Below are 22606 nucleotides of genomic sequence, written 5' to 3'. Positions count from 1 at the left end.
AGCACCACATGCTCACAGAGGCATTGTCACAACGGCATTCACCTCGCAGCACATAACCAGGCACGAACCGGCGCCACGCTCCCCGACACCGCCAGACGAATCATTCGCCCACGATACACACGATAGGACGTACACCTGCATACACACATACAAAAAGGCGCGGCTCTTGTGAACCGCGCCCCCTGTCACCGTATGAACGGCAGCGTGCCTACGAACATCACACCGTCACATAGTTGGACATAGCCTGCAGCATCGGAATATGCGACGCCGCCCATGGGAAACCCCACTCGAACAAGGCAGCCGCAATCACCAACAGCAAAATCAGCATCAGCACGAGGCGAATCACCATGACACCCGGTTGATGGCGCATCAGCCATCCGTACACACTGATTTCCGGACGCTTGCGCTCACCAGAACGAATCTGACGCAGCACCGGCCAACGCCACGCCACCGCAGCTGCCAGGAAAATCACCACGTATGCCAGCAGTGCCCACAAGATCACGGGAACCAAGGAGTCCAGCCTACTCACAATGGACGTCGTCTCGTTGTTGACAAACTTCACCTTGCCGGAGGTGTCCTTGGTGGCCAGTTCCTCAGGCACGCCATCCGAAACCTTTGCCCAGTATTTCAGTTCACCGAAGCTAATCCAACGATGTGTCGCCGTCGTATACTTCGGCTCGCAGGTCGTCAACGTAATCATGCGCTTGGTGGGCGTAGCGCCGGGATTCTCAGGATTAGGGTCAAGCACCTCACCTTGGCTGGGCAGCACGATCTTGTAACTGGTGTACTCGTACACATACCAGTAATCCTTAGTGCGGATGATGATGGAGTCGCCTGGCTGTAGCTTGTCCACATTCGCCAGGGGCTGGCCGTAGCCGTTCCGGTGTCCGGCGATGGCGAAGTTACCCAACTCACCCGGCATCTGCGTTTCGGGATAATGCCCCAAACCATGTTCGTTGATTTGCTGCAATTCCGCGCCTTGCACGATATTGCGTACCCACTGGTCGCCGAATCGCGGCACGTAAATTTGCGCGATAAGTTCGTCGGTACTCGCGGTTTCCGGTTGTACAGGCGGGTCGCCGGCCTGGGCCTGCGCGATGTTCACTGTCTCTTGCTTACCAGGGTCGCTCCACTGCACAGATTGTCGCGTCTGCTGCTGCACATGCTCGGCCTGCACGCCGGTCCACCACATCTGCCAGACGACGTACAGGGCGCAGATGGCGGCGCAGGTGAACAGTAGCTCCGCCACTAGTCCCAGTACCGTCCACAACGCGCTGCGTTTGTTGCTGTTGTGCATGCGCTGGCGACGCATGGCTCGCGTTTCATAGCCACCGTCCAACTCGTCCGGCTCTTCCGCAAAGTCGGAAAGTACATATCCGGTCGTGTTGTCAGTGAGCTCATCGCGCTCATTGGATTGGCTCATTGTTCACTGTCACCTTTCTTGACGGTCGCATACCGCAACGGTTGCAGCAGCGCTGGCGTTTCGGGGAAACGTATATTGTCTTTCGTGTCGATATCCCATCCAAGGCCGAATGCGCTCACGTATTGTCGGTAAATGCGCACCGATTCGGAGTCGTTCAGGGCTTTCTGCATGCTGTCTATAGGGCCGATGGCGGAGATGGTATACGGTGGCGAATATTTTTTTCCTTGCAACAGCAGTACGTTGCCGGCACATATCATTGCCGAATTGGATAGCACACGCTGGTCTTGAATCATCATGGCTTCCGCCCCACCTGCCCACAATGCGTTAACTACGGCTTCGATGTCTTGCTGATGCACCACGTAATCGTTGATATTCGCGGAGGATCCAGAACTATCGACCATGTTTTCCCACAACGGCGAATCATCCAAGGTGATGGTGATGCCCGGCCCTTCGATAGCGGGCAGCAGCGTACCACTTCCGGCGTTGTCCACTTGGTCGTTGGTATTCGAGGATGTTCCAGCGGCGATTTCACCAAACGTGTTGATTTGTGAACTTAATTCAGATACGTCTTTGCGCAGCCGATTCACGTGCGCGACACGTTGTTCCACCAAATCGGCGGTGTCGGAGGTGACGACGGCGGTGCGGTTGACGCGCAGATTGGTGGCTAGGAGAAAACCGCTTAACGCCAACACTACGAGCACGCTGACGCTACCCAGCCATGAGCGTCGTGCGCCGTGTTTGCCCGTATGTCGCGACATGGTTCCTCCACGTTTTTCGGTAATGACCGCCAGTATTCGAGTGTAGCCACTATTATGACTTTTAGCCTATGGAAATGGAGACTTGCTGATGGCTGACCAAGAACTGCACGAAACCAACGCGCAAGGCGACGATGCCGTGGCCCAGACCACGGTGGAAGCCACTGAAAATATGGACACGACGACCGATATTGCGGGCGAAGTGACGACTGATTCCGCCGCGGAAACGCAGGTTGCCGAGGAAAACACCGAGGTAGACGCCGAGGAAACCGCTGCTTCGGGAAACACCGAGACAACCGCCTATGTGGCCGACGCCGAGTCGCAGGATACCGACGAAACCGCCGAAACCGAGAACGAAGTCGATACCAAGTTCGAAGCTGACGGCGATGCCGAAGTCGCCGCCGAAGATACCACCGATACGGCCACCGAAGATGAAGATACCGAGGACGACGAGGACGATCTGAATCTGCCGATGGATCGTATCAACGATATCCTCAACGCCACCGCCGATAAGTCCGCGCTTACCCCGCAGATGCGCCGCATGATGCAGCGTCAGGCGGAGAACACCAAGCGCGTGGAGGAGACCATCAAGGACACCAAGTCCAACCCGCGCTGGCTGGTGCCGCTGTTCTGCATCCTCATGGTTATTGGCTTGATTTGGGCTGTGGTGTACTACATTACCGGCAATTACCCGATTCCGGGTATTGGTGCCTGGAATCTGGCCATTGCCGTGGCGTTCCTGCTGATTGGCTTCCTGATGACGATGGCGTGGCATTAAACATTCCCGCGCATGAGATGGTGCATCGCACTGCGATGTGGTTCCTGACGGGTCGGCCTTGGCGCCGGCCCGTCGGCGTATTCGACGCCAATCAACTGGTGCCATCAACCGACCGCCAGACCACCACTGCAGGTCGTCACCCACATGCTTCTTGATCAACCCACCAGAGACGTCAGGCCGCTGTTGGCACTGACGCCGCATCGATGCGTTCAGTGACTATGATGACATGGCTGCCATCGTGCAAAGTCGTGCCGATAATCATGGTGTTGCCGCCGTCTTTGACCCGGAGTTTGGCTCGCAACTGAGCCGCGCTTAGCGGGAAATTCCGCACGGATACGTTTGCTTGCACAATACCATTCAGAGCTCGTTTGATCTCTTTTTTACCTAGGCGAGCCACAGCGCGTATCGCAAATATACGAGCTGGAGCGTTCGCAATAAGCGTATCTGCAATGCTGATATGGCTATTGGCCGCGATGTCGCGCACGCCGTATCGGCTTGCCAGCAGTGGAAAACAGCCTGCTTTCATCAACGACACATTCCATTCGTAGCAGTATTGGCTTGCGGCGATCTCCTCCAGCGTGGGATATGCCCGTGTTGCCGCACCAAGCGTCGCTTGTTGGGCCTCCTGAGGCGTGTATGCGACCTGATTATCGTCGTTGATGCACACCACACGTTGCAATCCGGGATATTGCCGATCCAGCCACAGCAACAATTCCTTGCATTCGTTGCCTACCGCCACGATGTGGACTTCGCGCACGGCTCCGTGGAATTCCTCCACCGTGGCTCGCCAATCAAGCATGGGCGAGAGTTTGACCAGTACGTGCGGCGCATGGGCAAACAGCTGCTCCTTCAACGCCAGCACATCCGGCGTGCAGTCGGCGATGGCGTAGGTACGGCTGCCGTTGGCGTCGCGCCGTGCCGGGTCGATGGCGATGAGGCTGGCCTGTTGCATGGAGTCCAGATAGTCTTCGGCTTCGCCGTGCACTACCGTAACCTGTGGCAAGCGCAACACGGTGACGTTATGTTCGGCTATCTCGCATAATGTTTCGTTGCGCTCCACATAAACGACATCGTCGAAGTTCGGCGCCATGAAGAAGCAGTCCACGCCGAAACCGCCGGTAAGGTCTACCAACCGGCGTGGTTCGTCACTGTCAATGAGCGTCAGGATTGTTCCCGCCAGCGCCGCCTTGTGTAGGGCGGTGTGTTGCGAGGAACATTGTTCCATCGACAGATGCGGCGGGTACATGATGGTGTCACGCTGAGCCCAATCGGGAATTTTGGCGCGTGCGATCTGCCATCCGGCAATGCAGTCCAATGCTTGGCGCATATCCACGTTGTCGGATGTTTTGGCGTGGAGCGCAACGTCATGCGCCGGCTCGGCGCGATGTACGCGAATGAAATCCCACGTTGCGGCATTGATGCTCATGGTTGTCATTGTAAAAGGTATGCTCCAGCAATGTAATAGTTGACGTTTTGTGAAGAAAAGTATCCGTGTTGCATGAGTTATCCACGATGGAGGATAAGTCCCCCCACAATTGTGGATAATTTATCCTCCACATTCTCCACAGCAACACACCGTTGAAATATCAACATTTGTGGATAACTCTGTGGATAACTTAGCAAGTTATCGGCCACTTATCCGCATACTATCCCCGACTTATCCACACGGCTTTCCACATTTGTGGAAAACTACATGGGTGTGATTCTTCACGAACCGGCACTATCCGATGCAGATTACAGCCCCAACAAGGCCAAGTCCCTCAAGGGATTATTCATCCAGCACACCGTCATAACCACCGCCAACACGACCACCACAGTCACGCCATACACCACAGAACGATAGGCCAAACTCTTGCCACGCAACGCATGCACTCCCGACACCAACAGTCCCGTAAATGCAGCGCCCACAACGAAACCGCCCACATGCGCCTGCCATGCGATGTTCGGCATCACGACCGGCATCAAGCAGTTAATCACCAGCCAAACTAGCATCGGACGCATATCCATGCCCACCCGGCGAGACACCACGAGTTCGGCAGCAAACAAGCCGAACAAGGCACCGGAAGCGCCATATGCCGAACCAAACCAGCCCGCGCCCTGCGGGCTCACCACCGCCCACACCATCATGCCTGCGTCGCCACCAAGTCCGGAAATCAGATACAACGCCAGGAACGGCCAATGGCCCATCATGCGCTCGAGCATCGGACCCAACGCCCATAGCGTGAGCATATTGAACAAAATATGCAGGATGGACGTGGGCTGATGCAGGAACATGGAGGTAATCAACGTCCACGGATGCGACACCACAAACATCGGACTAAACGCCCCATACGCCACCACAATATTCAGCGCAGAGGGAACAAGCAGCGCAAGCAGCAATTCCACCAGCCACAGCGCCACACAAACCACCACGATGCCAGCGGTGATCACCGGTCCGCCGTCACGCCAGTAGTAGCGTATTGCGCGAGAAGACAACATCGACTTCCACGAAGGAGTGTTCGGGAACAGAGAAAAATGTCCATAAGCCATACCGCCACTGTACCAACCGCCCTACTTTCCACTCAATCGTTACAATCAAAGCACTATGATGGTGTCATAGGCATTGGCCTGAATGGTCAGGCCAATACACTTCGACTAATCGAGATAAGGAGCCGTCATGGAGCACAAATCTTCTAACGGTTGGAAGTTCTTCGCCCTGCTCTTCGGCGCATTGCTCGCCGGTGTCATCGGTCTGTATGTGTACAAGCAGCACAACCCGGATTATGATCCGTGGGAGGAGCCTTGGGAGAACAGTTCGTCACCTGTTGACCTGGGTTTCGCCAAGGATGACGAAGAGTCGGACGACGAAGACGAAGAGGCCGACGAAGACTGATTATCCAGACTGCTTGGGCAGTCAATCACACTACGTATGACGAGGGTCGATGCCGTTGTGGCATCGACCCTTATGCATATGCGCATAGCAAACGGGCGGCTATGCCATTGTCCGCATAACCGCCCGTTGCGCACGACTTCGCCGGTACCGTGCGTGATACCGGCCTATGCCGTCAGCGCACTCACGCCATCGGGCCGGTGTGCCAGATGCGCTCCAGATAATCCTCGATGGACCGGTCGGAGCTGAAGTATCCCGAGTTGGCCACGTTCAGCAACGCACGACGGTTCCATTCCAGCGGCTGACGATACAGCGCCTCGATATCGGACTGAATCGCGCAGTACGCGGTGAAGTCCGCCAAGGTCATGAACCAATCCTTGGTCAGCCAGTCGGCGACCAGCGGCGCGTACGTATTGCGGTCGCCGTTCGAGAACGTGCCACCGGCCACCATATCGATGGCGCTCTTCAGGCGCGGATCGGCCTCGTAATACGACGCGGCATCGTAGCCATTGGCGTACAGGGCGTCCACTTCCTCCACCGTCATACCGAAGAGGAAGAAGTTATCCGCACCCACGCGCTCACGAATCTCCACATTCGCGCCGTCCAACGTACCGACCGTCAGTGCTCCGTTCAGGGCGAACTTCATATTGCCGGTGCCCGACGCTTCCTTGCCGGCCTGGGAGATCTGCTCATCCAGATCGGTGGCGGGAATCAGATGCTCGGCCATCTCGATGTTGTAGTTCGGCAGGAAATGCACAGCCAGCTTGCCCTGCACATCCGGGTCGTTGTTCACCACGCGAGCCACATTGTTGATAAGCTGAATCGTCATCTTCGCCAGATAGTAGCCCGGAGCGGCCTTCGCGCCGAACACGACGGTGCGCGGCAGCATCTCGTCCACATTCACCTTGCCGGCCTTGATGTCGGCGTACGTGGCGATAACCGCAAGAATCTTCAGACTCTGACGCTTGTATTCGTGCAGACGCTTCACCATGGTGTTGACCATGGTGTCGGAACTGATGCTCACGCCATACTTATGCTCGGCAAACGCCACGAAATCACGCTTGTTGGCCTGCTTGACCTCGGCGAACTTACGCACGAACTCATCATCCTGAGCCAACGGCACCAACCCTTGCAGCTGCTCCAAATCGGACAGCCAGGCATCGGAACCCAATCCTTCGGTGATCAAATCACTCAAGCGCGGGTTGGCGAGCTTGACGAAACGACGAGGCGTCACGCCATTGGTCACATTGGTGAACTTGTCGCCATACAGATCCGAGAAATCGCGTAAGGTCACGTCCTTGAGCAACTGCGAATGCAGCTCGGCCACACCGTTGACATAGGAGCCGCCGGCCACCGCCAAATAGGCCATGCGCACCTGCGGATGCTCGCCATCCGTCACGATACGCATGCGCTCAATCTTCTCCGCATCGTCGGTCTTGGATTGCAGCTCGGCGACAAAATGCTTGTCGATCTGCTGAATGATCTCCCAATGGCGGGGCAGCAGTTCGGCGATCAGATCGGCCGGCCACACTTCCAACGCTTCCGGCAGCAACGTGTGGCACGTGTAGTTGAACGTCTTGGTCGTAATATCCCAAGCCGTCTGCCAATCGTAGCCATACTCGTCCATCAGCACGCGCATGAGTTCGGGGATGCCGATCACCGGATGCGTGTCGTTGAGCTGGAAGCAGATCTTCTTGGGGAATGTCGTCAAATCGGGCTGTTCCTGCCCCGGATAGAACACGCGGATCGCATCATGAATCGATGCCGCCACGAAGAAATACTGCTGCTGCAGACGCAAACGCTTGCCTTGCGGCGTGGAATCCTCCGGATACAGAATCTTGGTGATGGTTTCTGCCTCGACCTGCGGCTTGACCGCATCGAGATACTCCGACTTGTTGAAGGTGAGCAAATCGAACTCGTCGTAACTGCGGGCCGTCCACAGTCGCAGCGTGTTCACACGGCCGGACTGATACCCGGGCACCATGTAGTCGACCGGCACGGCGCGCACCGCCCAATCCGGCTGCCATACACGCTTGCCGTCACGTTCCACGACGCTGCCGCCGAAGTTCACGCGCTGCGCACGCTGATAGTCAACATGACCCCACGGTTCCTCGTCGGTGAGCCAGTAGTCAGGACGCTCCACCTGCTTGCCGTCGGCGTCAAACTCCTGCTTGAAGATACCATAGCGATACTGGATGCCGTACCCGAAAGCCGGCACACCCAGCGATGCCAGCGAATCGATGAAGCAGGCGGCGAGGCGGCCCAAACCGCCGTTGCCCAGACCTGGCTCGGTTTCCGCATCGATAATCGCCTGCGGATCGAAGCCCAATGCGGCGACGGCCTCACGGAACTGTTCGGTCAGACCGGCATTGAGCAACGCATTGCTCAGCTGCTTGCCCATCAAAAATTCGGCGCTCAAATAGCCCACGGCCTTGGTGTTGCCGGACACCATGTCCTGCTGCGTGCGCATCCAGGCATCCATGAGATGACGGCGCACGGCGGTGGCGGCCGCCACATACACATCGGCGGCGGTGGCCTGCTGCGGCGTCACACCCTGCGTGTACTGCAGATGCTCGCGAATTTCGTCAGCGAATTGCGCGGTGGTAACCGATGATTTCGGCGCGGTGGTTGGATTCATAGTTCGCTCCCTTGGTCGCAATAATGGGCCTATAGTTCATTATGCCCGTTCAAGCGCGGCTGCGCGCAAGGCTCATGGCTATACGCCAGAAAACGCATTGCATACGTTTTCATTCTGGTATTAATCATACGCGATTTTCCGACAAAGAACCATCAACTGCCGGCATAGAGTCAACCTTTGTTCACCAATACTTCATCAGTATTATGACCTCGTCGCACACGTATAACAAAACGTATGCATCCTGAGATGAATATTATGAGACAGTACGCGACACAACACGACATACTGATCCGGTCGCGCAACGGCGAGACAATACCTGTATGCCCGTATTGAAAGACCGTGATATCAGCCAAGCGCGTCAGGCGTTCCTGGACTGGAACGCCGCGGCACACGAATTGGCAGCCAATGGCGAGCCCGAGTTCAGCATCAACCCGAATCTGCCGCGCCCCACCTGGGCCATGGCGGTACGCTACGCACTGTTCCTGCTGGAACGTACCGTACCCGGCGAAGGCGTCGAAGTGCGCGTCGCCCCATGGGGCGCCATCAAAATCCTCGACGGGCCAGCCTCCGACCCGCATAACCTCACGCCGCCCGACGTCATCGAACTGGAGCCGGACGTATGGCTGCGCCTGGCCACCGGTATCACCACTTGGCACGAGGAATACGATGCAGGCCACATTACGGCGGTAGGGGAGCGCGACGATTTGAGTGCATGGCTGCCCCTAATCGCATAGTCACCCACACGGAGACACCACACCCAGCACTGCCGACACGCGTCATGCTGCACGCGTAAGCATGGCCAGCGCCTTCACTTATGACAATGGGCGGTCGCCCATCATCACATGGTGGGAGACCGCCCAATCGCAATGCGCTCAATCCTTCTTCGACTTCAATGCGCTCGGCATCGGCATGGGGATTGGCTTATGCGGTACAGCCTGTTTGGCGGCGGGGAACTCCCCGCTAGTCGCCTTGGCCGCCGCTTCGGCAGCCCACTTAGCGTACTCGTCCAAATCATCGTCCATGTCATCAGTCGAAGAAGCGTCCTGCTCACCGACCTCATCCTGATAATCCGGATCTTCATATTCCGGCAAATCAGCAAACGGATCAACCGAACCCGACCCCGGCTCCTGGGAACTTAATTCCTTGGCCAGCTCATCGTAATCGGTATCGGTGGTCAGGTACTTGAGCTTTCGGGCTATTTTCTGCTGTTTGGCTTTCTGACGTCCGCGGCCCATCTGACCCCCTGAGTATATGCTGGTGTGCTATCAATCCATCAACATACGAGCGTACCACTTATTCTGTGATGTTTCGTTGTCTGCTCACACTTTTACGATAAAAACCATTATTTACGGCACGACAAGGACGCATATCATGACCGAAGAAGCCACTGAACAGCAACTCACCGCGGCCGGCAATGAGATGAGCGCCAGTTTTCTGGCAGCGAAGAAACGCTCCGATGCCACGCTGGAGAAACTTATCGAAAATCCGCAGAAATTCACCATGCTTACCGGCGACCGACCCACCGGACGTTTGCATCTGGGCCACTACTTCGGTTCCATCCGCGAGCGTGTCGCCATGCAGGAACGCGGCGTGAACACCAATATCATCATCGCCGACTATCAGGTCATCACCGACCGCGACACCACCGAGCATATGGAAGACAACGTGCTCAACCTGGTGCTCGACTATTTGGCGGCCGGCATCGACCCGACGAAAACCATGATCTTCACCCATTCGGCAGTGCCGGCGGCAAACCAGCTGATGCTGCCGTTCCTATCGTTGGTGACCGAGGCTGAGCTCCACCGCAACCCCACCGTAAAGTCGGAAATGGAATCCAGCGGACACGCTCTGACTGGCTTGCTGCTCACCTATCCAGTGCACCAGGCTTGTGACATCCTGTTCTGCAAGGCGAATGTCGTGCCGATCGGCAAGGACAATCTGCCGCACGTGGAGATTACGCGCACCATCGCCCGCCGATTCAACGAGCGTTACGCCAAGAAAAACCATGTGTTCCCGGAGCCGGCGGCGATTCTGTCGGAAGCACCGGAAATTCCCGGACTGGACGGCCGTAAGATGAGCAAATCCTACGGCAACTCCATTATGTTGGGAGCCACGGCCGAGGAAACAGCCAAGTTGATTAAGAAGAGCCCTACCGATTCCGAACGCCGCATCACGTTCGATCCGACGAACCGCCCGCAGGTTTCGGCGCTGCTGACCACCGCAGGGTTGGCCACCGGACGTAATCCGCAGGATATCGCCGAAGAAATCGGCGACGCCGGCGCGGGTGCGCTGAAAGCCTACGTCATCGAATCGGTGAACACGTTCCTGGCACCGCATCGCGAGCGTCGCGCCGAGCTGGCCAAGGATATGGACACTATCCGCGACATTCTGCATGAAGGCAACCGTCGCGCGAACGCCATTGCCGAAGAGACGCTGGATGAGGTGCGCAGCGCCATGGGCATGAAGTACTGATGAAGTACTGACGCAGGGCCAATTGGAAGACTGATTGCAGTCCTGCATATGAGGCGGCCGCCTTGCCGAAACCCGGCAAGGCGGCCGTTTTGTGAGAAGCTGTGCCGACGCAGACCGTACCAGTGAGAATATTTCGCCACACACCGTACCGCCGAAAAAGCCGTACCGCTGAAGGCCGTTCCGCCTAGATGTCATACCGCCAGGACTTATCGGTAATCACCCGCGCCATCGCCAATCCGATCGGCAAACAGATAATCACCATGAACGCACGGAATGCCCAGTCCAACGCCATCTGTGTATTGAATTCTGCCAAATGGAACATCGCCTGATACATATACAAACCAGGCACCATGATGACAATAGCTGGAACAGTCAAGCAAATACGCGGATACCCTAGATGCGAAGGCAGCGCGCCCTTGCGCACCAACATGCGCCACAACGATGCCAGCAAACCGGCCAGCAGCGCGCCAATAAAAGCTCCGGCTTCCACGGGAACGCCGAAATCAACCAAGGTCAGACGCAGAGTATCGGTAATCGCGCCAATCACGCCGGCCACGAAACACATGCGTTGCGGGGAATTGAACAAGATGGAGAATCCCCATACGCCAACAAACGCGGCAATCATGCGCAATACCGCGTTCAACCACGGATCTAGTCCCAACGGCTCAAAGCCTTGCGGATGCAGGTGAACGATGGATGCCACCATCCAACCGCCCAATGTTGCCATCAGAATAATGGCCAACGTGTAGCACAATCGCTGAATGCCTGACGGGAAATCAATCTTGGCGATATCCAACCCGCCGGTAATCAGCGGAAAACCTGGAATGACAAAGAGCATGGCACCGATGTACGCAGTATCGTGCTGCAAGGCCACAGGGTCGAATAAGCCGATAAGTCGTAGCGTTCCCGTGCACGCAAACCCCGCCAACGCCACACAGACAAAAGTCACGAAGAATTGGTTAAGGTGATGTGCGAACAACCTTCGGCGCAGGAACTGACCCAACCCGGCTCCCACAAACGCACCGATCATGTCATACGGGCCGCCGCCGAGGAGGAACACGAACGCGGCGCAGGCGAAAGCCGCCGCCAATCCAGACAGCCACGGAGCATACAAGGGCTTGCGATGCTCGATCAGATCCAAACGCTCATGCGCCTGGCGGACAGTAACGCCGCCTTGCTGAATCTCATCCAATCCCGCTTTCGCTGCCATGGAGCATTTGCCGTCGAAATGGTCGGCATATGCTCCGGTGGGCATCTGGTCGTGGAGACGAACATGGTTACGGGTGTGGTCGCGATGGCTGTCGTGATGATGTGTCGTATGGTTCTGATGAACGGCGTGCATCATCGAGGACCGGGCCTGCGGATCGTCCAAATGCTCGACCAGCTCTTCAGACACTTCGGATTGCGCGTGATACATCGACCCCTTGCCAAGATTGACATTGAACCAATCCGCAAAATGTTCCAGCAGCCAAATACGTTCGGTGTTCACACCGGTAGTCGGCAGGTCAATGACCTCGGTGATGCGGTCTTTGCCATCAGTGCAGGCCGCTTCGATATCGGTGAGGTTCACATCGGCACGAACGTGCACACCCAGCGGGTAAGCGATGCGATGCATCATTTCCCGCACACGGAAACTTCCCGTACCGGCCCCCAAATCCAGCATGCCTACCCGCACGATAACGCTCGCCTTGGCGGCAATGCCGGCCTCGGTAACCGGCTTGTTCCAGTCACGTTCGATATCTTCCATATCCAAAGGAATCGAATGGGTATGATACTGCCGTACGGCGCTTACGCTGTGTTCTTGGGGAGTCTCGTGAGACTCCGACTGATGTCCCTCATGATGCTCGATCACACTACATAGTATTAGCGCAGGGCGTAGCCGTCCGACATGCGGATCGTCCCGTAACACGCGGGGCGACCCCGCGGACTACAATGGGGCGCGAAACAAGTCGAACTAGGGCTCTGGGTTCGCAACGGTTGGCCAACACAACCACGGAGGAGCCGTGGATGACCGACAGACCGAACAACCTGACGTTTGACGCAAGGAGGTCTGATGACAATACATGATCAACAGCTCACTCCCACCGAGGCATTCATGGCGGTCACCGTACCGACCAGTGCCACGGAGGAACGCGATTTACCCGAAGGCCTGAAGCAAGACATGGATCTGTGTCTGCAGATCCTACGCGAAGTACTTGGGGAATTTGATGCGGAGCTACTCAGCACATTCGATACCCTTCTGGGATACGCGGTGCAAGCCAGCGACGAACACTTCGCCGGCACCGCCGATGATGATGACAGCGGCCTAAACAAAGCCGTGGATATCATCGACAATATGAGCCTGCATGACGCGCAATTGCTGGCCCGCGCATTCACCACCTATTTCCACCTCGCCAATCTGTCCGAGGAAAACTATCGCGTGGCCGTGCTACATCAGCGAGAATCGGAAGTGGACGACAAGCAGCCCACTGATCCAGTGAATAAAATGACCGGCGCCTACCATCAGCTCATTGCGGAAATGGGACCAGCAAAAGCCAAGGAATTACTGGAAAAACTCGAATTCCACCCTGTGTTCACCGCACACCCGACGGAAGCACGACGCAAGGCAGTCGAAGGTAAAATCCGCCGTATCGCACAGTTGCTCAGCGCCAACCACCTGCTTGGCGGCTCGGACAAAAAGGAAAACTACCGCCGTCTGTACAGCGAAATCGACGCCTTGTTCCGCACCTCGCCCATCGCGCTGCAAAAGCCGACTCCCGTGGAGGAAGCCAACACCATTCTTGATATTTTCGACAATACGCTGTTCCATACCGTACCAATGATTTATCGCCGTTTTGACGATTGGATTCTGGGGGACAAGGCCGGGTTGGAAGAGCCGCAGTGTCCACCATTCTTCCAACCCGGCAGTTGGATCGGCTCGGATCGCGACGGCAACCCCAACGTCACCGCCAAAGTCAGCCGTCTAGTGGCCCGCAAGTTCAGCGACCATGTCTTGGCCGCGCTGGAAGAATCGACACGTAATGTGGGCCGCAACCTCACCATGGAATCGGACACCACACCCGCCAGCGAAGAGCTGATGAGCCTGTGGAACCGCCAAAAGGAGATGAGCGAACGGCTGACCGACAAGGCACAGCTGATTTCCGCCAAGGAACCGCATCGCGCGGTGGTGCTAGTGATGGCCGACCGCCTGCATTACACCATCGAACGCGACGCCGATCTTATGTATCGCAGCTGCGAGGATTTCATTGACGACCTCAAAATCGTGCAGCGTTCCCTCGCCGCAGGCGGTGCGCGTCGCGCGGCTTACGGCTCGTTGCAGGATCTGATCTGGCAGGCGCAAACCTTCGGTTTCCATATGGTGGAAATGGAGTTCCGCCAACATTCGGTCGTACATAGCCGCGCCTTGGAGGACATCCGTGAGCATGGTTTGCATGGCGAACGCGGCCAATTGCAGCCGATGACCCATGAGGTGCTCGACACCTTCCGCGCATTGGGTGCCATCCAAAAGCGCAATGGCGTCAAAGCCGCGCGACGTTACATCATCTCTTTCACCAAGTCGGCACAGAATGTGCGCGACGTGTTCGAGCTGAACCGTCTGGCCTTCTCCGACCCCAAGGACGTGCCGGTTATCGACGTGATTCCGTTGTTCGAGCAGCTGGAGGATCTGCAGCATTCGGTGGATGTGCTGGAAGACATCATCAAGATTCCCGAAGTGCAGGCCCGCCTCAAGGCGACCGGCGGCAAAATGGAAGTGATGCTCGGATATTCGGATTCCTCAAAGGATGCCGGCCCGACATCCGCCACGCTGGCATTGCACTCCGCGCAGGAGCGCATCGCCCAGTGGGCGCAGAGCCACGACATCGACCTGACGCTGTTCCACGGCCGCGGCGGCGCGGTGGGACGCGGCGGCGGCCCGGCGAACCGTGCCGTGCTTGCGCAGCCCGTCGGTTCGGTGAACTGCCGATTCAAGCTCACCGAACAGGGCGAGGTGATTTTCGCCCGCTACGGCAATCCGGTGCTGGCCATCCGCCACGTCGAATCCGTGGCTGCGGCCACGCTGCTGCAATCGTCGCCCAGCATGGAAAAGACGAATACGGACATGACGCACAAGTACGCGGACATGGCGGCAAAGCTCGACGAGGCGGCGCATGAACGCTTCTTGGACTTGCTCAATTCTGAAGATTTCGCGCCGTGGTTCTCTACAGTCACACCGTTGAGCGAGATTGGCTTGCTGCCGATTGGCTCGCGTCCCGCCAAGCGTGGTCTGGGAGCCAAGTCACTGGACGATTTGCGTACGATTCCGTGGGTGTTCTCCTGGGCGCAGGCCCGCATCAACCTTGCCGCCTGGTATGGCTTGGGCACGGCATGCGAACAGTTCGGCGATCTGGAGACCCTGCGCGAGGCGTACCGCGAATGGCCATTGTTCAGCACGTTCATCGACAATATCGAAATGTCCATTGCCAAAACGGATGAGCGCATCGCCAAGATGTATCTGTCGTTGGGCGATCGCGATGATTTGAGCGCCAAAGTGCTCGACGAGATGGAACTGACCCGCAAGTGGGTGCTGCGTATCGTGGGCGATGAGTGGCCACTGCAGCATCGCCATGTGTTGGGGCAGGCTGTACGGATTCGTTCACCGTATGTGGATGCCCTCTCGCTCACCCAAGTATTGGCCTTGAAGTCACTGCGTCGCAAGGTAGATAAGGAAGAGTTGAGCCAAAGCCAGCAAGCTGGGTTCATCTACCTGATTCTGTGCACCGTGTCTGGCGTGGCTGCAGGTCTGCAGAACACGGGCTGATCGACCACCACACCATGTTGCGCGAACGCCCGCACCGCCCCTTGTGGATGGTGCGGGCGTTCGCCGTAGTAGGTGCCGCGGGATCCCCCAACCATATTTCTTGTTTCGTACCACGGAACACACCCTGCAAACCGCTCGAAATCGTCATATCGTACGATACGATCGTTGACGTATACGCTGTACTGACCACCCAGCACCCGCACAACGCTCCATCCACTGCGCTACGCAACACGGCTTCGGCGCAACGCACAGAAGGAACTCTGGCACATGGCTTTTCTGCTCCGCTTCTTCCGCCCCTACAAGGCTCTTACCGCAGCCACGGTCACCGCCTTATTGCTTGACGTGGCGGGAGCACTCTTTATCCCTACGATTCTGGCACAGATGATTAATATCGGAGCCACGGACGGCGGCATCGAGCACATCATCGGCATCGGCGGCATCATGCTGGCCGTCACTATCGTCTCTGGCCTGGGTTCTCTGGTGGGAAGCTACCTGTGCGCCAAACTGTGTGCGAACATCGGACGGGATATCCGCAACGCCATTTATGACGCCTCGCTGGCGTTCTCCGACGGCGATTTCAAAAACTTCGGTACGGGGTCAATGATTACGCGCACGCTCAATGACATCAATGTCATTCAACAGGCCATCATGCTGGGCTTGCAGATCCTGCTACCCGTGCCCATTATGTGCGTGATGGGCGTCGGCCTGTCCTTTGCACTTGATGTGGAAATGGGCTGGCTGATGCTCATTACCGTGATTATCGTGGTGATACTCGCCGTCATCATCGTATGGAAAGCAGCCGGCATTTTTGAAAAGCTGCAAAGTTTCATCGACCGCATGAACGTCGTCCTACGCGAAACCATTACCGGCGTGCGCGTCATCCGCGCTTTCGGACGCGACCGGCATGAAATCAAGCGGATGAGCACCGCATTTTCCGACTATGCCGACAATGCCATTCGTGTCAACTATCTGTTTGCCGGTTTGGATAGTTTCACCTTTTTCCTCATGAATATCGCCATTGTGCTGGTTATTTGGGCGGGCGGCGACCGCGTGGGCGAGCATGCCATGCAAATCGGCGATATCACGGCGCTTATCGAGTATTCGATTCTGATTTTGTTCTACATTATGATGGCGCAGTTCGTGGCGCTGATGGTGCCACGTGCGATTATCTGCCTGGGACGAGCCCGCGAAGTCGTGGACTATGTGCCCACGATCCGCGACACGCAGGTCTCTGACGATGGCCACATCGATACCGACACAAGCGATACCACAAGCTCCAGCACCGTCACAATAACCACAGATGGACTTCCGGAGAAAATCGCCTGCTTCGACCATATGTCGTTCCGTTTCGCCGACGCCCAGGAAGATACCCTGCATAACTTGACGTTCTCCTGCCGGCGCAGGCAGACCACGGCTATTATCGGCCCGACAGGCTCGGGCAAATCCACCATCGCACGCCTGATGCTGCGGCTGCTGGATGCCAGCGAGGGACATATCCTCCTGCACGGCGAGGATGTGACCGTCATGCGCCAGCACGACCTACGCGACCATATCGCCTATGTGCCGCAAAAGGCCTGGCTGTTTTCGGGAACCATCGCCGACAATTTGCGCTACGGCAATCCCCACGCCACCGACGAGGAACTCTGGCATGCGCTGGATGTCGCCCAAGCGGGTTTCGTCCGCGAATTGCCGCTTGGCCTGAACACCAAAGTGGCACAAGGCGGCACGAATTTCTCAGGCGGCCAGCGACAGCGTCTTGCCATCGCCCGCGCACTTACCAAAACCGCCGACCTGTACATTTTCGACGATAGTTTTTCCGCATTGGACTTCGCCACGGACGCCGCGTTGCGCAAGTCGCTGTCCCGTGAGTTAACGGATGCAGCCATGCTGATCATCGCACAGCGCGTCAGCACGATTGTGCACGCCGACCAAATATTGGTGCTGGAGGACGGGCATTTGCAAGGCCGCGGCACCCACGACTATCTCATGACAACCTGCGACACCTACCGCAGCATTGCACAATCCCAAATGCGCATTGACGATACCCCATCGACAAAGGAGGACGCCCGATGAGCGATACCACCATCGACAATCTCGACGGATCGGCCACGGACACTCCTGACGATCCCATCATCCAAGCTAATCTCGCCCCCAACGAAGACGACGAGTTGGAGGTTCCCCGCGACCTCAAGGCCACGATACGACGCATGTGGCAAGCCTCTCGCGAACAGCACTGGCGTATCGCCGTAGTGAGCGTCTCCATCGTGTTGTATGTCATTGTCACGCTGTCCGGCCCCATGTACACCGCCTGGTTGCTGGACTTGCTATGGGCGAAAATCCAACATGCGTTCCGTGACGGCGCCACCTTCACCATCACCTGGTGGGACGGCGGCATCCAAACATTGGGCCTGCTCGCGCTCTACACCGTGCAGTGGGGGTTCTATTCGGCGCAGACCTTCACCATGGCCAGCTTCGCCGAACGGTTGAACCTCAAGCTGCGCAATCAAGTGGCCAGCAAACTCACCGTGCTGCCGTTGAAGTATTATGATGCGCACCAGCCAGGCCGTATCATCAGCCGTGTCACCAACGATTTGGACAAGACCAGCGAAGTACTGCAAACTGGCTTGCTGCGCCTGCTCACTGCCATCGGCAACGTTACCGGAGCGGTGATCATGATGGCCGTTATCAACATCTGGCTGACAATGATTTTCCTCGCATTCGCGGCGATCTCCCTCATTGCCACCAAACTTGTGGCACGCAAAACCCTCGTTTTGGCAGCCGAACGCCAACGAAACGTCAGCATCCTAACGGGGCATGTCGAAGAGGCGTATTCCGGACGCAGCATCATCCGCGCCTTCAATCAGGAGCAGGCCAGCAGCACACGCATTCATCAGGCGACACAAGATTTGGCCGATGCCACGCGCCGCGCGGACTTCATCACCAATGCCATCAATCCCGCGATTCGTTGCATCGTGCGCTTCGGACAAGTGTTCATCGCCGTGCTCGGTGGATTTTTCCTAGTGGCCGGCAATCTGACCATCGGCACATTCCAAGCTCTGTTCCAATACATCAATCAAGCTTCTGAACCGTTGACGCAAATGGCATTCACCATTAACAGCCTGCAATCGGCGTTGGCATCGGTGGAGCGCGTGTTCGACATGCTGGACGAGAAGGAAATCGAGCCGGATCCCGCAACGCCCGCCACTATGACCGAACCGTTGCGCGGGCAGGTAGATTTCGAGCACGTCGCCTTTGGATACGATCCGCAGCAACCCTTAATGCGCGATGTGTGTTTTACCGCTCAGCCGGGTCATCGCACCGCCATTGTTGGTAGCACCGGCGCTGGCAAAACCACCCTGATTAACCTGCTCATGCGATTCTACGAGATTGACGGCGGCCATATTCGTCTTGACGGCGTGGACACAAGGACGATATCCCGAGCGCAGTTGCGCAGCCATTTCGGCATGGTGCTGCAGGACGCTTGGCTATTCGACGGTACCATTGCGGAGAACATCGCCTACGGGCGCCCCGACGCCACTCGCGAAGAAATCATTCAGGCAGCCAAGATGGCACATGTCGATTACTTCGTGCGCACCATGCCCGACGGGTACGACACTCGATTAACCGAAGGCGCGGAAAACATCAGCCAAGGCCAACGTCAATTGTTGACCATCGCCCGTGTCATGCTGTGCAATCCGGAAATCCTGATTCTTGACGAGGCAACCAGCTCGGTGGATACCCATACCGAACATGCCATCGGCAAAGCCATGGACAGCGTTATGCAGGGTCGCACCAGCTTCGTCATCGCGCACCGTCTGTCCACTATCGTCGATGCCGACCTGATTCTGGTCATGGATCATGGCAATATCATCGAGCAGGGCACGCACCGGCAACTTCTGGAGGCCGAAGGCGCTTATGCGCGCCTGTATAACTCGCAGTTCGCGTGATTGTCGGTGGCACATCGATCGCGATTGGAGTATCGTCGCCCGTAGTGGTTGATGCACCACGGCGCCTGCCACCGAGTTGTCTACCGCCACCAAGCAAAGAAGGTTGATATGACTGACATGTCCGCATCCATGTTCGAGAACGCCAACGATATCGACACAGCGAACGCTGATGCCGGAATAGTCCGCGAATCAACGGCTAGTGCCACATGGAGCCGCATGCTCGCCGGCAATAGGCGCTTTGCCGAGGGCAAGCCGGAACACCCATGGCAGGATGCGGCAACGCGCGAATCCTTGGTGGATGGTCAGCATCCCGATGCCGTGGTGTTGAGCTGTGGTGATTCGCGGGTACCTCCGGAAATCATCTTCGACCAAGGTCTGGGGGACATGTTCACCGTGCGCACTGCCGGTCATATGATTGACGAAGCGGTGATTGCCTCCGTGGAATATGCGGTTAACACGCTGGGCGTAAGCCTTATTGTGGTGATGGGACACGAGGGGTGCGGCGCGGTGGCGTTGGCCTGCCAAGAAGTTCAGAAGCTATGCGACAGCATGTCGTGTGGCGACGGTAGCGCCGAAAGCGTGGAGGAGTATCTACAATCCGCCGATTCCGTGGTGCTGCGCAGCGTCGGCATGTCGGTATGGCAGGCCGGTCAGGCCGAGGTGGAGGACACCGACGATATCGAACGCGTACATATCGCACGCACCATCGAAGCGTTGGTCACGGAGTCCTCCGTCGTGCAGGAGGCATTGGCGCAGGAGCGTGCAATGATTGTCGGCGCACGGTACCAGCTGTCGTCCGGCAAGGTGGAAGTGCTGTCGTTCTGACCGCTCAACCCTCCAACCCTTCCCCAGCCTTTCAACTCTCTAATCTTCTTAACCAGGCTATCTGTCCAACTGCTCTAACCGGAAACCCTGTTAGCTGACAGACCCTTGCGGATGCGCATGCGGCCACCTTATGCGTGTGCCCCGGCTTTCGTTGGAAAACCGGGGCACACGCATGATTGAGTTATCGGGCTTACGGCGAGTGTAAGACAGTAAACCCGTCACTTCGCCTACTGGGTGATTAGGTCAATCATGTTAGCGATGTTCTTCTTGCCGAATTCCACCTTCTTCGTGCCGTCGGCGTGGTTGATGACGATGCAGGGCACGCTCATGACACCATAGTGATCCTTGAGCTCGGGGAAGTGCGAAATATCATAGGCTTCCGCGGTAACGTTCGGATTGTCGGCAGCAATACGCTGCGCGGACAACACGGTTTCGGGGCACATCGTGCAGGTCAGTGATACCATCAGCATCACGTCTACCGGCTTGTCGATGGCGGCGATGGCATTCTTTGTGGCCTCATCCAGCGGCTGGCCGGGGCCTGCCGCATTGTACAAGCCCAGTACGAAGGAGTTGAACTCGTGGCCGCTCGGCACACCGTGGAACGCCAAGCCGGTCGGCACCACGTCGCCATTGTCGTCGGCGGCGCACACGCGCACGCATGGGCGTGCCAACGGCAGGGCATCGTCCACACCGAAGGTGGCGCGGCCGTCGCCGTCCTGGTCACCGGCAGCGGCGATTTCGCTCACCAACTTGCCATCGCTCAACTTCACCATTTCACCAATGAAGCCTTCCAACTCACGGGACACCGCGGTATCGTCCAATTCCAGACGCAATGTCACCGGACGGGCCATCTTGCCGAACACCATGGCCAGTTGACGTTGAATGTCTTCGGAGAACATGCCGTCGGTAGTGGTGGCTTTCGCCGGTGCCGTCGTCTCTTGGGATGCGGGTGCGGCAGCAGGCTTGGTGCCGCCTTCAGAACCCGGGCGAGGAGGCACTAGGCCGGTTTTCTCGCTCATGGCCGAAGCGTAGCGTTCCATTTCCACGGCGGCAGTGGCGCCATCGGCCGTGGCGGTCACGACCTGGCGCAGGTTCTTGACGCGCAAATCACCAGCCGCGTAGACGCCCGGCACGGACGTTTCCAAATAATCGTGGGTGACCACGTAACCTTGGCGGTCCAATTCCACCAAGCCACGCACCAAACCGGTGGCGGGTACGTAACCGGCAAATACGAACAGGCCGAAGGTGCCACCGTCCGCAGGTGCCCACGTACGCTGGTCGCCGGTTTCCACATCGTGAATCACTGCTTGCTGCAGTCCACCTTGCCCGCCGACAACCTTGTCGACCTCAACCCCGTAATGCACTTCGATCTTCGGGTGGTTACGCGCCTCATCGGCCACAGACTTGTCACAGGTGAAATCTTCCTCGCGAATCAGCATGGTGACCTTGGTGGCGTACTTGGTGAGGAACACGGATTCCTCCGCAGCCGCAAAACCGCCGCCGATGACCACCACTTCCTTGCCGGTGAAGAACTCGCCGTCGCAGGTAGCGCAGTAGGCAACGCCGCGTCCGGCAAACTCTTCCTCACCTTCAAAGCCCAGCTTGCGCGGGTTGGCGCCAGTGGCGAGGATGATGCCGAAGGTTTGTAAGTCCCCACGCGTGGTATGCACGGTTTTCACGTCGCCGTCCAAATCAAGACCGGTCACTTCCGCGCTCATGAATTCAGCGCCGAAGCCCAAGGCCTGCTGGCGCATGGTTGCGGTAAGCGCCTTGCCGGACGTCTTGCCTACGCCGGGATAGTTCACCACTTCTTCGGTGATGGTGATTTGGCCGCCGATATCGCCCTTTTCCACAATAAGCACGCGATAACGCGCGCGAGCCAGGTACAGACCGGCGGTAAGTCCTGCAGGGCCGGCGCCAATCACCACGGCATCATAGAGATTCTTAGTATCCACGAATATGCTCCTTGCTGCGTCCGCCGTCATCATCGACGCCGAGTCGTCCCCGCAATATGGGGAATTGATGCGCGTTATACGCAATGATGGTAATGAGTGAAAACAGTGTGCTCATAGGACATGGGTACGGTCAACGTTCGCCAACC

The 22606-nt window shown here is 57.3% G+C and carries 17 protein-coding genes; 8 read left to right on the top strand and 9 right to left on the bottom strand.

The annotated features are described in order from the left end of the window. Nucleotides 1-217 precede the first annotated feature (217 nt). Both AC1AWK_RS06210 and AC1AWK_RS06205 read right to left on the bottom strand, forming a co-directional pair. Nucleotides 218-1312 (bottom strand): class E sortase, encoded by a 1095-nt coding sequence (locus tag AC1AWK_RS06210; protein ID WP_476569670.1) that lies wholly within the window; start codon nucleotides 1310-1312, stop codon nucleotides 218-220. Nucleotides 1313-1419: 107 nt separating this feature from the next. Continuing rightward, nucleotides 1420-2181, bottom strand: coding sequence for a DUF881 domain-containing protein (locus AC1AWK_RS06205; RefSeq protein WP_476569029.1), 762 nt, complete (start codon nucleotides 2179-2181; stop codon nucleotides 1420-1422). Nucleotides 2182-2482: 301 nt separating this feature from the next. On the opposite strand from AC1AWK_RS06205, the gene crgA reads away from it, so the two are divergent. Further along, on the top strand, nucleotides 2483-2956 hold the full coding sequence (gene crgA, locus AC1AWK_RS06200; RefSeq protein ID WP_476569668.1) for a cell division protein CrgA: 474 nt from the start codon (nucleotides 2483-2485) through the stop codon (nucleotides 2954-2956). Nucleotides 2957-3128: 172 nt separating this feature from the next. Here the strand turns inward: crgA and AC1AWK_RS06195 are convergent, their stop codons facing one another. Further along, a complete protein-coding gene (locus AC1AWK_RS06195; protein ID WP_476569028.1) occupies nucleotides 3129-4382 on the bottom strand; it encodes a THUMP-like domain-containing protein in 1254 nt (417 codons plus the stop codon). A gap of 308 nt (nucleotides 4383-4690) precedes the next feature. Continuing rightward, on the bottom strand, nucleotides 4691-5485 hold the full coding sequence (locus AC1AWK_RS06190) for a rhomboid family intramembrane serine protease (RefSeq protein ID WP_476569026.1): 795 nt from the start codon (nucleotides 5483-5485) through the stop codon (nucleotides 4691-4693). Nucleotides 5486-5612: 127 nt separating this feature from the next. On the opposite strand from AC1AWK_RS06190, the gene AC1AWK_RS06185 reads away from it, so the two are divergent. Next, the gene (locus tag AC1AWK_RS06185; protein ID WP_476569024.1) at nucleotides 5613-5828 is read left to right on the top strand and encodes a hypothetical protein; all 216 of its coding nucleotides are present in this window, start codon (nucleotides 5613-5615) and stop codon (nucleotides 5826-5828) included. 181 nt (nucleotides 5829-6009) lie between these two features. On the opposite strand, the gene AC1AWK_RS06180 is transcribed toward AC1AWK_RS06185, so the two are convergent. Then, on the bottom strand, nucleotides 6010-8463 hold the full coding sequence (locus AC1AWK_RS06180; RefSeq protein ID WP_476569023.1) for a glycogen/starch/alpha-glucan phosphorylase: 2454 nt from the start codon (nucleotides 8461-8463) through the stop codon (nucleotides 6010-6012). Nucleotides 8464-8783: 320 nt separating this feature from the next. On the opposite strand from AC1AWK_RS06180, the gene AC1AWK_RS06175 reads away from it, so the two are divergent. Further along, the gene (locus AC1AWK_RS06175; RefSeq protein ID WP_476569021.1) at nucleotides 8784-9197 is read left to right on the top strand and encodes a sterol carrier family protein; all 414 of its coding nucleotides are present in this window, start codon (nucleotides 8784-8786) and stop codon (nucleotides 9195-9197) included. Nucleotides 9198-9335: 138 nt separating this feature from the next. On the opposite strand, the gene AC1AWK_RS06170 is transcribed toward AC1AWK_RS06175, so the two are convergent. After that, the gene (locus AC1AWK_RS06170; RefSeq protein ID WP_476569019.1) at nucleotides 9336-9698 is read right to left on the bottom strand and encodes a DUF3073 domain-containing protein; all 363 of its coding nucleotides are present in this window, start codon (nucleotides 9696-9698) and stop codon (nucleotides 9336-9338) included. Nucleotides 9699-9834: 136 nt separating this feature from the next. Between AC1AWK_RS06170 and trpS the strand changes: the two genes are divergently transcribed. Next, on the top strand, nucleotides 9835-10935 hold the full coding sequence (trpS, locus tag AC1AWK_RS06165) for a tryptophan--tRNA ligase (RefSeq protein ID WP_476569017.1): 1101 nt from the start codon (nucleotides 9835-9837) through the stop codon (nucleotides 10933-10935). A 184-nt stretch (nucleotides 10936-11119) separates the two neighbouring features. On the opposite strand, the gene AC1AWK_RS06160 is transcribed toward trpS, so the two are convergent. After that, entirely contained in the window at nucleotides 11120-12682 is a 1563-nt protein-coding gene (locus AC1AWK_RS06160; protein ID WP_476569666.1) for a threonine/serine exporter family protein, read from the bottom strand. A gap of 306 nt (nucleotides 12683-12988) precedes the next feature. Here AC1AWK_RS06160 and AC1AWK_RS06155 point away from each other — a divergent pair, with 306 nt between their 5' ends. The 4 genes from AC1AWK_RS06155 to AC1AWK_RS06140 all read left to right on the top strand — a co-directional run bounded on the left by AC1AWK_RS06155 (nucleotide 12989) and on the right by AC1AWK_RS06140 (nucleotide 20505). Next, nucleotides 12989-15733 carry a phosphoenolpyruvate carboxylase gene (locus AC1AWK_RS06155; RefSeq protein WP_476569015.1) on the top strand — a complete coding sequence of 915 codons (2745 nt, stop codon included), beginning with the start codon at nucleotides 12989-12991 and terminating at the stop codon, nucleotides 15731-15733. 267 nt (nucleotides 15734-16000) lie between these two features. Then, nucleotides 16001-17806 (top strand): ABC transporter ATP-binding protein, encoded by a 1806-nt coding sequence (locus AC1AWK_RS06150; protein WP_476569013.1) that lies wholly within the window; start codon nucleotides 16001-16003, stop codon nucleotides 17804-17806. After that, nucleotides 17803-19680 carry an ABC transporter ATP-binding protein gene (locus tag AC1AWK_RS06145; RefSeq protein WP_476569011.1) on the top strand — a complete coding sequence of 626 codons (1878 nt, stop codon included), beginning with the start codon at nucleotides 17803-17805 and terminating at the stop codon, nucleotides 19678-19680. The genes AC1AWK_RS06150 and AC1AWK_RS06145 overlap by 4 nt, the downstream gene beginning before the upstream one ends. Nucleotides 19681-19896: 216 nt before the next feature. Further along, entirely contained in the window at nucleotides 19897-20505 is a 609-nt protein-coding gene (locus tag AC1AWK_RS06140; RefSeq protein ID WP_476569664.1) for a carbonic anhydrase, read from the top strand. Nucleotides 20506-20732: 227 nt separating this feature from the next. Here AC1AWK_RS06140 and AC1AWK_RS06135 read toward each other — a convergent pair whose 3' ends face one another. Further along, nucleotides 20733-22490 (bottom strand): FAD-dependent oxidoreductase, encoded by a 1758-nt coding sequence (locus AC1AWK_RS06135; protein WP_476569009.1) that lies wholly within the window; start codon nucleotides 22488-22490, stop codon nucleotides 20733-20735. Further along, nucleotides 22450-22575 (bottom strand): hypothetical protein, encoded by a 126-nt coding sequence (locus AC1AWK_RS06130; protein WP_476569007.1) that lies wholly within the window; start codon nucleotides 22573-22575, stop codon nucleotides 22450-22452. Before AC1AWK_RS06130 ends, AC1AWK_RS06135 begins: the two co-directional genes overlap by 41 nt. Nucleotides 22576-22606 lie beyond the last annotated feature (31 nt).

The sequence above is a fragment of the Bifidobacterium sp. LH_491 genome, assembly GCF_056356495.1.
The sequence above is the reverse complement of the archived record's forward strand: the minus strand, read 5'-3'. Positions and strand labels throughout refer to the sequence as shown.

Bases quoted from the DNA above. Each gene is read 5' to 3' on its own strand.
- AC1AWK_RS06210 (WP_476569670.1), bottom strand. From the start codon at position 1,312: ATGCGTCGCCAGCGCATGCACAACAGCAACAAACGCAGCGCGTTGTGG.
- AC1AWK_RS06205 (WP_476569029.1), bottom strand. From the start codon at position 2,181: ATGTCGCGACATACGGGCAAACACGGCGCACGACGCTCATGGCTGGGT.
- AC1AWK_RS06195 (WP_476569028.1), bottom strand. From the start codon at position 4,382: ATGAGCATCAATGCCGCAACGTGGGATTTCATTCGCGTACATCGCGCC.
- AC1AWK_RS06190 (WP_476569026.1), bottom strand. From the start codon at position 5,485: ATGGCTTATGGACATTTTTCTCTGTTCCCGAACACTCCTTCGTGGAAG.
- AC1AWK_RS06185 (WP_476569024.1), top strand. From the start codon at position 5,613: ATGGAGCACAAATCTTCTAACGGTTGGAAGTTCTTCGCCCTGCTCTTC.
- AC1AWK_RS06180 (WP_476569023.1), bottom strand. From the start codon at position 8,463: ATGAATCCAACCACCGCGCCGAAATCATCGGTTACCACCGCGCAATTC.
- AC1AWK_RS06175 (WP_476569021.1), top strand. From the start codon at position 8,784: ATGCCCGTATTGAAAGACCGTGATATCAGCCAAGCGCGTCAGGCGTTC.
- AC1AWK_RS06170 (WP_476569019.1), bottom strand. From the start codon at position 9,698: ATGGGCCGCGGACGTCAGAAAGCCAAACAGCAGAAAATAGCCCGAAAG.
- trpS (WP_476569017.1), top strand. From the start codon at position 9,835: ATGACCGAAGAAGCCACTGAACAGCAACTCACCGCGGCCGGCAATGAG.
- AC1AWK_RS06160 (WP_476569666.1), bottom strand. From the start codon at position 12,682: ATGGAAGATATCGAACGTGACTGGAACAAGCCGGTTACCGAGGCCGGC.
- AC1AWK_RS06155 (WP_476569015.1), top strand. From the start codon at position 12,989: ATGACAATACATGATCAACAGCTCACTCCCACCGAGGCATTCATGGCG.
- AC1AWK_RS06150 (WP_476569013.1), top strand. From the start codon at position 16,001: ATGGCTTTTCTGCTCCGCTTCTTCCGCCCCTACAAGGCTCTTACCGCA.
- AC1AWK_RS06145 (WP_476569011.1), top strand. From the start codon at position 17,803: ATGAGCGATACCACCATCGACAATCTCGACGGATCGGCCACGGACACT.
- AC1AWK_RS06140 (WP_476569664.1), top strand. From the start codon at position 19,897: ATGCTCGCCGGCAATAGGCGCTTTGCCGAGGGCAAGCCGGAACACCCA.
- AC1AWK_RS06135 (WP_476569009.1), bottom strand. From the start codon at position 22,490: ATGACGGCGGACGCAGCAAGGAGCATATTCGTGGATACTAAGAATCTC.
- AC1AWK_RS06130 (WP_476569007.1), bottom strand. From the start codon at position 22,575: ATGAGCACACTGTTTTCACTCATTACCATCATTGCGTATAACGCGCAT.